General features: G+C 36.4%; 14 protein-coding genes. 2 read left to right on the plus strand and 12 right to left on the minus strand.

Annotated features, from left to right (window positions below; all coding sequences use genetic code 11):
- Nucleotides 1-36: 36 nt before the first annotated feature.
- From M3189_RS01515 to M3189_RS01545, 7 genes are all read right to left on the minus strand, one after another.
- Nucleotides 37-2,280, minus strand: coding sequence for a penicillin-binding protein (locus tag M3189_RS01515; RefSeq protein WP_251631147.1), 2,244 nt, complete (start codon nucleotides 2,278-2,280; stop codon nucleotides 37-39).
- On the minus strand, nucleotides 2,277-2,636 hold the full coding sequence (gene ftsL, locus M3189_RS01520; RefSeq protein WP_251631149.1) for a cell division protein FtsL: 360 nt from the start codon (nucleotides 2,634-2,636) through the stop codon (nucleotides 2,277-2,279). Before ftsL ends, M3189_RS01515 begins: the two co-directional genes overlap by 4 nt.
- Nucleotides 2,637-2,659: 23 nt before the next feature.
- The gene (gene rsmH / locus M3189_RS01525) at nucleotides 2,660-3,592 is read right to left on the minus strand and encodes a 16S rRNA (cytosine(1402)-N(4))-methyltransferase RsmH (protein ID WP_251632056.1); all 933 of its coding nucleotides are present in this window, start codon (nucleotides 3,590-3,592) and stop codon (nucleotides 2,660-2,662) included.
- Nucleotides 3,593-3,653: 61 nt separating this feature from the next.
- Nucleotides 3,654-4,085, minus strand: coding sequence for a division/cell wall cluster transcriptional repressor MraZ (mraZ, locus tag M3189_RS01530; RefSeq protein WP_251631151.1), 432 nt, complete (start codon nucleotides 4,083-4,085; stop codon nucleotides 3,654-3,656).
- A 356-nt stretch (nucleotides 4,086-4,441) separates the two neighbouring features.
- Complete coding sequence (gene bshC, locus M3189_RS01535; protein WP_251631153.1) at nucleotides 4,442-6,076, minus strand: bacillithiol biosynthesis cysteine-adding enzyme BshC; 1,635 nt, start codon at nucleotides 6,074-6,076, stop codon at nucleotides 4,442-4,444.
- 79 nt (nucleotides 6,077-6,155) lie between these two features.
- Complete coding sequence (locus M3189_RS01540; protein WP_251631155.1) at nucleotides 6,156-6,548, minus strand: DUF3397 domain-containing protein; 393 nt, start codon at nucleotides 6,546-6,548, stop codon at nucleotides 6,156-6,158.
- Nucleotides 6,545-7,453 (minus strand): 2-dehydropantoate 2-reductase, encoded by a 909-nt coding sequence (locus M3189_RS01545; protein ID WP_251631157.1) that lies wholly within the window; start codon nucleotides 7,451-7,453, stop codon nucleotides 6,545-6,547. Before M3189_RS01545 ends, M3189_RS01540 begins: the two co-directional genes overlap by 4 nt.
- A gap of 350 nt (nucleotides 7,454-7,803) precedes the next feature.
- On the opposite strand from M3189_RS01545, the gene M3189_RS01550 reads away from it, so the two are divergent.
- The gene (locus tag M3189_RS01550; protein WP_251631159.1) at nucleotides 7,804-8,280 is read left to right on the plus strand and encodes an N-acetyltransferase; all 477 of its coding nucleotides are present in this window, start codon (nucleotides 7,804-7,806) and stop codon (nucleotides 8,278-8,280) included.
- Between the two features lie 29 nt (nucleotides 8,281-8,309).
- Here the strand turns inward: M3189_RS01550 and M3189_RS01555 are convergent, their stop codons facing one another.
- From M3189_RS01555 to M3189_RS01570, 4 genes are all read right to left on the minus strand, one after another.
- The gene (locus M3189_RS01555) at nucleotides 8,310-8,933 is read right to left on the minus strand and encodes an RsfA family transcriptional regulator (protein ID WP_251631161.1); all 624 of its coding nucleotides are present in this window, start codon (nucleotides 8,931-8,933) and stop codon (nucleotides 8,310-8,312) included.
- An 82-nt stretch (nucleotides 8,934-9,015) separates the two neighbouring features.
- Nucleotides 9,016-9,780: an enoyl-CoA hydratase/isomerase family protein gene (locus M3189_RS01560; RefSeq protein ID WP_251631163.1), complete on the minus strand. Its 765-nt coding sequence runs from the start codon at nucleotides 9,778-9,780 to the stop codon at nucleotides 9,016-9,018.
- 100 nt (nucleotides 9,781-9,880) lie between these two features.
- Nucleotides 9,881-10,054: a 50S ribosomal protein L32 gene (gene rpmF, locus M3189_RS01565; protein WP_251631166.1), complete on the minus strand. Its 174-nt coding sequence runs from the start codon at nucleotides 10,052-10,054 to the stop codon at nucleotides 9,881-9,883.
- A gap of 82 nt (nucleotides 10,055-10,136) precedes the next feature.
- The gene (locus M3189_RS01570) at nucleotides 10,137-10,664 is read right to left on the minus strand and encodes a YceD family protein (protein WP_251631168.1); all 528 of its coding nucleotides are present in this window, start codon (nucleotides 10,662-10,664) and stop codon (nucleotides 10,137-10,139) included.
- A 258-nt stretch (nucleotides 10,665-10,922) separates the two neighbouring features.
- Here M3189_RS01570 and M3189_RS01575 point away from each other — a divergent pair, with 258 nt between their 5' ends.
- Nucleotides 10,923-12,140: a nucleotidyltransferase gene (locus M3189_RS01575; RefSeq protein ID WP_251631170.1), complete on the plus strand. Its 1,218-nt coding sequence runs from the start codon at nucleotides 10,923-10,925 to the stop codon at nucleotides 12,138-12,140.
- Between the two features lie 24 nt (nucleotides 12,141-12,164).
- Here the strand turns inward: M3189_RS01575 and M3189_RS01580 are convergent, their stop codons facing one another.
- Complete coding sequence (locus M3189_RS01580) at nucleotides 12,165-13,184, minus strand: SepM family pheromone-processing serine protease (protein ID WP_251631172.1); 1,020 nt, start codon at nucleotides 13,182-13,184, stop codon at nucleotides 12,165-12,167.

The following is a 13,184-nucleotide window of genomic DNA, read 5'->3' on the forward strand; positions in this document are numbered from 1 at the left end:
TTGGTTAGAACGAATACTAATACCGTTCTAGGCCTATTATCCACCTAATGGGACATCTTCTGTCACTTCATCAGGTAACTTACTATTTTCATCAACTTCCTTATTTTCTTCTTCTTCTAACTGCAAGATTTCTTCTGGAGTTTTTAAATCAATGATTAAAAAATCTCCTTCCCGTAAAAGCGCACCCTCTTTGAGATTTTGCTTAACCACATAACCGCTGCCAGTAGAATTTAGTTTAACACCTGATATTTTTGCAACCTTCATCACGTCCCGGAGTGACCACCCAGTAAAATCAGGTGCATTCAATTCACCCTCAGTTTGAAGGATAACTTTTTCACCTTCGAGAACCTTTGTACCGGCAGCTGGAAGCTGTCCCGTTACTTTTGTTCCTTTTCCTAAAACAACTACCTCAAGTTCCTGTTCTTCAAGTTTTTTCATTGTTTCTGTTACTGCTTGACCTTTGAACTCTCCTAGTTTTGTTGTAGAGGCTTTTTCTTGTTGTGAAGGTTGAATATTTAAGTATTGTAAACTGTTTTTCATTACGGGATTAAAAACCATAGAAACAGGAATAGAGCCCAAAGAATAGTGCTCAATTTCTGGTTGTTGAACTGCAACGTAAACAATTAATTTTGGATCATCTACAGGAGCCATCCCTAAAAATGAAAAAATATAATCCTCTTGGCCCCCTAAATAACCGCCTTTAGGATCTGGTATACTTGCCGTTCCTGTTTTTCCTGCTACACTATAGCCATCAATTTGATATCGATTCCCCGTACCCGTTTTTTGATTTGTTACGACTGTTTCAAGAATATCGAGGACATTCTTCGCAGTCTCCCCAGAAATAGGAGTGGCAACAACTTCTGGCACATTATCACGAATTACCTTTCCTGTGTCGTGATCGACGATTTTGTCCACCACATGAGGCTTCATCATTTTCCCCTTATTTGCAATCGCTGTTGCCGCCTGAATTTGCTGGATTGGCGTAATAGCTGTCCCTTGTCCATATGCAGTAGTGGCTTTTTCAATAGGCCAGGTGAATTGAATTTTTCCAGACGTTTCATTTGGAAGATCGATACCAGTTGCCCGGTCCAATCCAAATTTTATTAAATACTCATGAAATTTTTCAAAACCTAACTTTTCATTTGCCAGCTTTGCAAATGCAACATTCGAAGAGCGCTGAACTCCCTCAAGGTAGGAAATGGTTCCCCATCCAGATCTATTATGGTCATGTATCGGCCTGTCTTTAGATGTTACTCGATAAGAACCAGATTGGAATAATTCATTGGGATCAAATTGATTTTCTTCAATTGCCGCAGCAAGCGTGAAAATCTTCATCGTTGAACCTGGTTCAAAAGAAGTTTCAATGGCTTCATTATGCCAGCTGTTATCAATCCCTTCCTTTGTTTTAGGATGAAAGGAAGGTCTCTGTCCCATCGCTAAGATTTCACCTGTTTTTGGATCAGCAACAATGGCAATGATTTTCTTCGGATTATATTCCTCTACTACTTTGTTCATCGCATCTTCTAAGAATGTTTGAATTTTCTTGTCAATCGTTAAGTAGACATCGTTTCCGTTCTTGGCTGGGGTAACCTTTTGGTCACCGTTTGGAAGCAGATACCCCCATAAATCACTTTCGTAATTAATTTGTCCATCCTTACCGGTTAACTCCTTATTTAAGGTCTGTTCAATTCCCATTTTCCCAACGTAATTGTAGCTTCCATCACTTTCATCAATTCTGTCTGCATATCCAACTAGGTGAGAAGCAAAGATTCCATTCGGATAAAACCTTTTCGAGTCGCGTTTAAATGTAATTCCTGGAAGTTTTAGAGCTTCAATCTCTTTTTTTGTTTGGTGCGAAATATCTCTTCCCGCTTTCCCAAATTCAACCTGAAACTGATCTTTCGTTAAAACATTATAAATCTTAGATTCTTCCATATCGATAAACTTTGATAATTCCCTTGCGGTTTTCTCCGGGTCCGTAACATGATTAGGTTTTTTGGGATTCGTCGTCATCTTTTTATCTAAAACGGCAATCAACGTATAAGAAGTTGTATCCTCAGCGATAACTTCCCCTTTTTGATCGTAAATCACACCTCTTACCGCATCCAAATTCCCAGTTCGGCTGTATTTCTGCTGTGCTTTTGCTGCAAGCGGCTGGGAACCGACCTCACCCGTAATTTGAATGGAAAAGTATCTAATAAGCAATATAAAAAAGAGCAGGCCGAAGATTACAAACAATCCAGCTGCTCCGAAATTCATATTTGGCTGTTTCCTATTCATTTCTCGTGCACAACCTTGACGTTATTTTCGTTTAAAACAAGCCCCATTTGTTTTGCTTTTTCCCAAATCCGTTCATAGGTACTAAGCTCACTTACTTGAACCTGGAGGTCATTGTTTACCTTTTCTAGTTCATTTATCGAAGTTTGAACTTCCTGAATATCCTTATTTACCTGGTAAATTTCCGCTTGATTCGAGATGAGGTTGACAGCACCAAAACAAACCAACCCTGTAAATACGATTCCGATTATTTTCTCCCCAGGTGTAAGCCAGTGCTTTTTTGTTTTTACAATAGTACGTTCCTGTACTGTCTGTTCTACTTGCTGTTGTTGCTGAAATTTCCTGGCAAGATTACTCATTCTTTCCCCTCCACATAATTTTTTTATATTTTTTCTGCTATTCGTAGCTTTGCAGATCTGGCACGATTATTATGTTCTAATTCTTCTTCTGATGGAAGAATTGGCTTTCTAGTTATTAATTTCAAAATAGGTTTGAATTCCTCTGGTATCACAGGTAAACCATGCGGTAAATCTGGTATTTCACTTGCCTTTTTAAAAGCAGCCTTACAAATTCGGTCTTCTAAAGAATGGAAGGTAATAACACTTATCCTTCCTTCAGGATTAAGAATATCAATCGCTTTTTGTATAGACTTCTCGAAAACAGCCAATTCATCATTTACGGCGATTCTTACGGCTTGAAAAATCCGCTTAGCTGGATGTCCGCCCTTCCTTCTTGCAGGGGCAGGAATCCCTTCCTTTATAAGGTCAACCAACTCAAACGTGGTTTCAATTGGCTGAATCTCTCTTCTGGCCTCTATTTTTCGGGCAATTTGCTTAGAGAATTTCTCTTCTCCATAGCGGAAGAAGATTCTGACCAAATCCTCATAAGACCAATGATTAATGACATCATAAGCTGATATATGCGCTTCATTATCCATTCTCATGTCCAGCGGTGCATCATGATGATAACTGAAGCCTCGCTCAGGAGTATCTAATTGAGGAGAGGACACACCAAGGTCATATAAAACCCCGTCAACTTTTTCAATTCCAAGCTTTTCAAGCTCTTCCTTCAGGTATAAGAAATTGCTTTTAATTATTGTTAGTTGCTCACCATAGAGTGACAATTTCTCTTTTGCATGCGCAATAGCTATTTCGTCTTGATCGAAGGCAAACAATTTTCCGTTATCAGTAAGTTTTGAAAGTATCTGGGAACTGTGGCCAGCTCCACCTAAAGTACAATCCACATAAATGCCGTTTGGTTTAATATTCAATCCATTAACAGCTTCATCCAGTAACACAGTTGTATGTTCAAACATCATTATCACCTTTTCCAATCGAACGATATAAAACTCAAGTTATAATAGAATAACTTGTCCATTATATATCAAAACCAATCATATTTTCTGCAATTTCAGCAAAAGAATCTTCAGATTGTGAGAAATAGTCCTCCCAAATCTGTTTGCTCCATATTTCGATTCGATTGGAAACTCCTAAAACTACACATTCTTTTTCTAATTTTGCATATTGAAGCAATGGTGCCGGAATGTTGATTCTTCCTTGTTTATCTAGTTCGCTTTCTGTAGCTCCAGAAAAGAAGAATCTGGTGAATGCACGGGCATCTTTTTTCGTCAGAGGCAGGCCTTTAAGCTTTTCTTCAATCAGCGCCCACTCTGATAATGGGTAACCAAATAGACATTGATCCAATCCGCGTGTGATGATAAACATTTCGCCAAGTTCTTCGCGGAATTTGGATGGTACGATCATTCGACCTTTGATATCAATGCTATGATGGTATTCACCCATGAACATACCCGGTACCCCCACTTTCTATATAAAATGTACCACAATCCCCCACTTTCCTCCACCTATTTTTTAATAATTCTTGATTGCTGGCTAAAATCCTTTTTTATCCAGAATTTTTTTAAAAAAATGGCTGTGTTAATCGGACCTGTTGATTTACACTCCAGGCACTTCGCTTTCCGCAGGCGTTGCGGGGAGCCTCCTCGGCGCAAAAGGCGCCTGTGGGGTCTCCCCTGCTCCGTACTCCTGCAGGAGTCTTCGTGCCTTCCGCGCAAATCAACAGGGTGCAATATCAATAATTAGCTTTAACACAGCATTGCAAAAAAAAAAAAAAAAAAAGAAACCTCACATTGAAGTAAAGTTTCTTAAAGTTTTATTACCTTATGCCGGCCATCAAATAGGTACTCAAGTTCCATTAATTCTTTAATAAAATTAGTTCCATACTGATTTAAATAATAGAATATATTCCACACTCGCTCTTGAGGGAAACCATCCGGACGCAAGGATAAATCAATACGGTTAAACTTACTAAGAATCACATCAAACTTTAGCATTACTGATTCTTCCAGCTTTGTTTCCATAAATCCAATTTGCTTTAATAGATAGTTTTCATTTTTCTTTACTAACGGCAGCAAACTCTTATCCAGCTTATTTGTTTTTGCTTCAATAAGCTCATACTGCTTTAAAACTTGAGACTTTAGTGAAGAGAATAGTTCTGAAACTTCTTTATCTTTTATAGATTCTAGATATCGATCTCTTTCTTCTACACTTCCCCTGCTTAAAACCTCTGATAACTCTAATTGCAGCTCATTTATATCACTTTCAACGGCTCTTTCCAACAGGGTAATGTTTAATCTTGGCATAATAGGTGGCATCTTTATATCAAAATGTTCAAAGACAAGCTTCAATTCAGCCCAATAAGAAATTTCACCCGGTCCAGCAATAAAAGCCAGTGTCGGAAATAGCCACTCTTGCATTAAGGGGCGTGTCACCACATTATTACTAAGTTTCGCAGGATCATGGCTGGCAATTTCAAGTAATTCGTTTTTTGTAAAGGAAACTCCACCACTTTTCCCCACAAAACGATTACTTTCCAAATCAAATTCGAGTAAAATTCGCTCATGTGATTTTGGATGACAGTAAAAGATATTCGCTGCTCTTTCAGTTGAATCAATTGTAATAGGAAACCCATTCCTGTCTATCACACTTTGCTGTTCGAGTAAATAATTCGTAATTTCCCTATGGTGCTGAATTTGTTTAGAAAAGTTTTCTTTTTGTAAAAGACGGAAATTGATGTCACCTGAATCCACGATTAATAAGCCATTCTCTTTAAAAAGTTCCATAACAATATTGGCAAAAAAGTCAACAAAGGTAGTTGATTTCACTAACGCTCCTTCTGCAAAACGAATTAACTGTTTAGTATGATTCGTCTCCCCGAAATTTTCAATAAGATTATTTACCCATTCCCTGCAAATTTCTTTATTGAGGGTAATATCCGAGACCATCTTCTTTTGTTTAACTTTTTCTGGATAAGACCATTTATCTACTCTTTGCTCCACCGGCATAAACACATGATTAACCTCATGATAATCATGGTCTTCCCCTGCTATCCAAAATACAGGCACAACGGGAATTCCAAGCAATTTCTCTTTTTCCTCAGCCAATTTAATGATTGAGATTATTTTATGTATTGAATAAAGCGGTCCAGTGAGTATTCCTGCTTGTTGACCACCTATGACAACTACACTATTTGACTTTTTTAATTTTTCAAGAGATGTATTTACTGCCTCTGAGGATGGAAAACGCTCCATAAATTTCTCAATGTAATCAGCTACTTCTTCACGCGGAAAGCTTCTATTACTTAATTCATCCAATCTCTTCTGATCTTCGCCAAAGTCATTAAACCGATAATGAAAAAAGGACAAAATATCAGGAGATTGCTCAAGATAATTAGAAGCAAATCGGTTCGTTGCTGATAATGAGAGATTTAAAATCTCCATTTATGTACTTCCTTTCTAATCAACCGTATTCATTCCATATGAGTATAACATCTTCTATCCTAATAAAAAAAATCTTTGCTTAGGAAAATGTAAAAGTTACCGCACTCCGTAATATACCGAATAAAGTTAAGGATATATAAGCTAAAAAGAAGATTAGAAAATTAAATCTCCAAAAGCCTTTAAACACCCTCGTAAAGATAATTTCACCCTTTATCCTCCAATGTATTACAGCAAAAACCATTGCAATGATAATTAAAAATAACAGAATCCACCAGAAAAAGGATTTCCCCCATATGGTTATTAATAAAAAGTGAACGGCCAAGATAAATAAAATGTTTGAGTAGTCCAAGGCTTTATGAAAAGATTTTCGAGCGTTTTTAGTAATTAACTTATTTATTACAAAAATGATAAAAAATCCTAGTAGAGGTACTGTTAAGAAAATTGTAATGATTGATGAGATAAATGAATTCAATTAACTCCCTCCCTAGCCTTTTCTTTCCCTTTTAATAAATAATAGTAATTCTCAATATTTATTGCCTGCTTTTGTTGTTTTTTTGCTTCATCTAACAGAAAGCCAAGAATCGCATCAACCTCTGTCCTTCTTCCTGCCTCCAAATCTTTTAGCATAGAGGACTGATTATCAGCTGTATTTTTACATATTCTAAGCATATTTCTAAATTTTCTAATTGGATCTTTTAAGTTTAAAATAGAAGCGATTTCGAGAAATAGTTTTTTAACTGCAGCAAAATAGAAAGTGTTTGTAATTAATTCTCCATTTTTAACTTGAAGAATCGCTGTTAAAGGATTAATTACTGCATTGGCAATTAATTTATTTACCATCATTTGATAATAATTGTCTTTTATTACAATAGGAAAGTACATTGGTGCGCATATTTTTGCAAGCTCCATGAGAATTTCAGATTCACCTTTATATACAGCTGCATTTACAGCACCCTCACCATTGTGACGTACCGTATTTGAATTCACCTTACTTGCTCCGTGCTCAACGGATCCTATAAGAATAGCAGCAGCATCCATTTTTTCAAGTAATGGTAAATGTCTCATACCATTTTGTAAAAATAATAGATTTTGTGGGCTGCAATCGTATTTAGTTGCATGGTCAATAATAGAATGAAGGTGATATTGTTTAACCGCAATGATTGTTAATTCTTCATTACCCTGCCATTTTGAAATTGGAAAGGCCTTAACGCGGATTGTCCTTTGAGTACTACCCTTCTGAAGGATTATACCCTTTTGATTGATTATTTCTGCTTGTTCACTTGTTCTTGTATAAAGTGTTACAGAAAAGGACTTAGCCAAGTATGACGCAAATAATAATCCTATCGACCCAGCACCGACAATGCCAATAGTATTCATGATATCCACCCAATTTTATCTATTTTATTTATATTTTAGCAGATACTAGTTTGTAAGTCTGTTTAAAAAAAAGAAAAATCCCAATTCAATTATTTGTGAGTTGGGACTTCTAGATTAGAATTAAATTATCACCTTTTTTCCACCTAAATCCTTATGTTTTTAGGTTTTTACTACTGCAAGTCAGGAAACGCTTTCTTTCAATCATTTATTTAAAGAATTTTTTGTTTATTTGTTATATAATATATATTAATTCATTTTGAATAATCTTCTCATTAATCACATTCCATATTATTCAGTAATAAATGAATATATACAATTCATATGCAAATCAATTCTTAGGGGGCTTTATGATGGTAATGAAGGTTGAAAAATTAAAAGTAAATTATAAAACACTAGAGGAATTTAAAAAATTCAAAGAATATGGAATACAAGAGCTTTCTATGCTCGAGGATTTAGAAGCAAATATGGTTGATAATAATAGCGACTCTCCTTTTTACGGTATCTATTTTGGAGACAAACTAGTAGCCCGTATGAGTCTATATCAAATAGACTCGAAGTTTGATCGATACTTCTATCCTCCACAAAATTATTTAGAATTATGGAAGCTTGAAGTCTTACCAGAATATCAGGGCAAGGGCTATGGAAAAGTACTTGTAGAGTTTGCAAAGAGCTTTGGTCTCCCAATTAAAACCAACCCAAGAGTACAATCAAGAAGCTTTTGGGAGCATATGAACTTTACAAATGTTGAATACGATATGGAACGCGACAGAGGGGAAAATCCACTTGTCTGGTACCCAGAAGGTGTAGAAGCAGCTCATCACGAATAAGTAAAAGCGGACATATTGTCCGCTTTTTACTATTTTTCAACTCTTTCGAGGTTCCCGTTTTTATCCATTTGGAATTTTACTTTTTGCTGTCTATCTTCTTCTTGCAAGACAACCATTTTTCGTGCTCTTTCCATAATCTCAATTAAAGAACGGTAGTCCTCCTCGATTGCCTTTAGGTTTTTTGATAATCTTTCATTTTCCGCTGCAAGTGAATAAGATTTCTTTTCAAGATCTTTTATTTTTTGAATAGACTTCTCTTTCGCCTCCTCGATGCTTGACGCAGCCGAAGCTTTCTTATGAAGGTTTTCTAAAAAGTGCAGCACAGCTTGGAATGTAACCCCTTCACTCCTAGCTGAAACAGGTGACGTCGTTTCTTCATTAACTAACTCTTTCGGATAATCTTTTTCTGCAGGCACGCCCTGATTTTTTAATTCTTTCCGCTGCTTTTTTGCCAGTTCAATTCCTGATTTATATTGCTTCCTAACAAACGAGTTCCATCGGAATCCGCAGGCAGCCGATGTTCGAGATAGCTGTTTTCCAACTTCTTCAAATGCTTGGAGCTGCGTCCCGCCTTCTCGAATATGTCTTAACACAACTTCAGCAAGCAATAAATCTTCATCTTGGGACCATGCATCTTGGCGAGTTGGTGACATAAGTCAAATCCCTCCTAGTGTTTTTATTCATACATATGCATCTACTAGAAAAGATAGACTGATTAACAGATTGTCTTTATTCTTATTTCTGTATTTTTTTACTAATAAATTTTTGGACATATCTATGATGCGACTCACTTTCCCATAGGACACTACAACGACTAATTTCTTCCTCTATTCTTTCCAGAAGCTTACTTTCCTCCCATTTTCGAATCCACATCCTTTTATATGATTCTAATACACTTAATTCAACAGCTAACAACTTCTCCAAATAGGCTTCACAGGAAGCGATGGGGTCTTTTGAATAAATCAAATCTATAAAACCAGCTTCTCTTAAATAATCAGCTGTTTGAATTTCAGCTTCCATTAAAAGCTTCATACTTCCCGCGGCTGGTAGTTTTTCTGCTAAAATCGTGCCCCCTCCCCAACCAGTGGTAATTGCTTGTTTACCTTGAACAAATCCAGCTCTTATACCTTCTCTTGCTAAACGGAAATCACATGCGGCTGCAATCTCACATCCCCCGCCAATGGCCGTACCATTAATAAGCGCAATCGTTGGTTTCGTCATTGTCAGTATTGAAATAAGAATTTTGGACATCTTCGAAAGCATTACATAGGCCTCTTCTTTTGTTTTAAGCTGATGAAATACAGATAAGTCACCACCTGAACAAAAAGCAGTGTCACCTTCCCCCGTAATAACAAGCGCCTTTATAGTAGGATCATCTGCTAAGAAAACAGCTTCTGTTAATCCTTGCATGACATCATAATTTATCGCATTTCTTTTATTACTTCTTGCAATTGTAAATAATAAATACCCACTATCTCTTTTCTCAATCGAATAAGACAAACTGCTTCCACCTTTCTCCCTGTTTGTATGTAAATAAAATTCTCAGGTAACGACAAAAGCACAAGGGCATATTGCGCCTTGTGCTTTATCCTAATGGAAATTAGTCGTTAACAACGTCTTTTCCTTTGTATGTTCCGCAAGCTTTACATACGCGGTGTGAAACTTTCATTTCACCACAGTTTGGGCAGCTTACCATACCAGGTACATTTAATTTAAAATGTGTACGACGTTTTCTTTTTACTGTTTTAGAAGTCCTTCTAAAAGGTACAGCCATTCTTCCCACCTCCTTAAAGAGTATTAAGAAAGTAATGAAGGCCAGGAATGCTGGTTCTTCACTTTGCTTCTTGTTTTGCTGATTATGATTCGGAAGAAGAATTGTTTTTATCAAAAAACTTTGCAAGACCTGCTAGTCTTGGATCAATCTTCTTGGATTGATCTTGATCATGAACAACTTCCCAGTCCTTACCGGATTGTGGTGCAGCATCTTCATGATTAACATCCTCACAGAACACCTGCATTGGAACTTCTAGTAAAAGGATTTCTCTAATGACTGGCATTAAATCAATTACTTCCCCTTTTACTTGATATACTTCCTCTTCAGTTTCATATTCTGAACCTTGTAAGAGGAAAGTTTCAGTTGTGTCGACATTAATCGGAAGTTTTACATCCACTAAAGTACGAGAACAAGGCAGGATTAAATAACCTTCTATTTTCAAATGAAATGTCACTTTTGTTGAATCAATGTCACCCCGACCGGTAATATGCATCGGAGATACTTCACGAATCGATGGATCCGTTTCAATAACTTCATCAACTCTAATCGTATCATCTATCAGAAAATCCTTGTTTCGATATTTTTGTAATTGGCTTAATGTCCATTTCAATTGAATCACCCCAAGGCAACAAAGGTAATTATAGCCTTCGATTAAATTTTTGTCAATGTTTTTTCTTTACACCTAAAAACGTGATTTTCATCTTACTTTTTTCCAAAACACTTTCTTCATACTAGCTTACCCAGTTCAATCCTATTACAATCCACGTTTGCCATTATTATGAACCAATATCTTATTTTGGTAATTTTTGCTATAATACGATTACTGAAAAAATACCAAGATATTTTAAAGAATAAGGAGAATTTAATCATGAAAGCTGTTGGTGTAATTGTTGAATATAATCCATTTCATAATGGACATGCCTATCATCTACAAGCAGCAAAGGAAACTGCTCATGCTGATCTTGCTGTCGCTGTTATGAGTGGGAATTTCCTTCAACGCGGTGAACCTGCTCTTGTTTCTAAATGGTACCGGACAAAAATGGCACTCCTTAGCGGGGTTGATATTGTCATAGAACTTCCTTATCCATTTGCAACTCAAAAGGCCGAAACCTTTGCAAATGGTGCAGTCTCGATTCTAGATGCCATTGGGTGCCATTCACTTTGCTTCGGCAGTGAAAGCGGTGAAATTTCAACCTTCCAGAAAACAGTCGATTATATGGATTTGCATAAAGATTGTTTAGATGAAAAAATAAAAATGAATATCAAAACAGGTGTAAGTTTCCCTAAAGCATTATCGTTGTCTTTTCAGTCATTGTCAAGTACTGAAAACCTATTAAGTTTAGATAAACCAAATAATATCCTTGGATTTCATTATGTAAAAGCTCTAAAAAAGCAAAAAAGTTCAATTGTTCCATTTACGGTAAAGAGAAAAAATGCGGATTACCATGATGAACACTTTGCCACTGAGACCATTGCTAGTGCGACAAGCATTCGAAAAGCACTCTTTGCTCCTACAGGAAACAACAGCTCCATTGAACAATATGTACCTGATACAACAAGCACATTGCTCAAAGAGTATCTAAATGGTTACGGTAATTTTCATGAATGGGAAAATTATTGGAGTTTTTTACGTTTTCGCCTAATCCATAGCACCCCACTTGAACTTAGAGAAATTTACGAGGTTGAAGAAGGAATAGAAAACAGATTAATAGCAGCTGCACTAGAGTCCTTTAACTTTAAAGAATTTATGGAAAAAGTAAAAACAAAACGCTATACCTGGACTCGACTTCAAAGGATTTGTGTCCATATCTTAACCAATACAAAAAAAGCAGAAATGAGCGGTACTTTAGAAAAAGCTTCATATCTAAGACTATTAGGAATGACAAGACGAGGAAAAGAATACTTAAATAAAAATAAATCACAATTTAACCTTCCGCTTATTTCCAAACTATCAGCATATAAAGAAAACGATATTTCCCTCGATGTTAAAGCATCACGTGTATATTCCTTTGGGTTAGGAAAACAAAATGGAAACATCTTATTACAACAAGAATTTAAACAACACCCTATTTATGTAGAAAGATGATGCCTCAAAGAGACATCATCTTTCTTATTTCATAGGTAATTTCTTCAAGTAATTTATCGCATCATCAATTTTGTCTACCGGAACAATTTTCATTTTTGAATCAATGTCATTTGCTGTCTTAACCGCTATGTTGTAATTGGAATCACTGCTTCCTTTTTCATTCGGAGCAAAGAAAATTTCTGCTCCTTCCTTGTCTGCAGCAACAATTTTTTGGTCAATCCCACCAATTGGCCCCACTGTTCCTTTTGAATCAATGGTCCCTGTTCCTGCAATTTTGTAGCCTTTTGTAAAGTCCTCCTCCATTAATTGATCATAAATTTCCAATGCGAACATCAATCCTGCTGAAGGTCCGCCAATCTCATCGGTCTTAACTGTTACTTTTGGACTTACAATAATTTCTTTATCATCCACCAAAGAAATTCCAATACCTACCTTTTTCGCATCCTCTTTGAAAGCTTGAAGGGTAACTTTTACTTTTTTACTTTTATTATTCCTGATAATCGTTAATTCTACTTGATTACCAGCCTTTTTGCTGCCAACAAATTCGATAAAATGTTCTGAAGATGGAAATTCTTGACCGTCAATCTCAATGATACGGTCTCCAGGAAGTAATTTTCCTTCTGCTGGCATATCGGGGACTACTTGAACAACATAGACACCCTTATATTCGTATTCAACAGGATAACCTGCCTTTTTATAAGCTACTTCTATTGCATTTAGTTTCGACCCTGCCATCATGTGAAGCTGCCTGGCATTGTATTCATCCTGCGTTTCTGTTTCATGTAAAATGGCATCCACCGGATACAATTCAACGTAATCAAAAAGCTTAGCTTCCGCATAAGAATAGATATTGGCTCTTCCCATTCTTACAGTTGTTAGCATAAAGCTGCCCTTCCCAGCCTTTCGGTCCTCTACTTGAATGATGGGAGCTAATTCTTTTGCAATACCTGGTTTTGAAACATAATAAGGTAATGAATAAAATATGCCCGCAATCATCAGTATGGCAATAACAATGGAAGAACTCACAAATATTTTTCTTCTCAT

It is taken from the genome of Neobacillus niacini, from assembly GCF_023715415.1.
Classification (GTDB): Bacteria; Bacillota; Bacilli; order Bacillales; family Cytobacillaceae; genus Neobacillus; species Neobacillus niacini_C.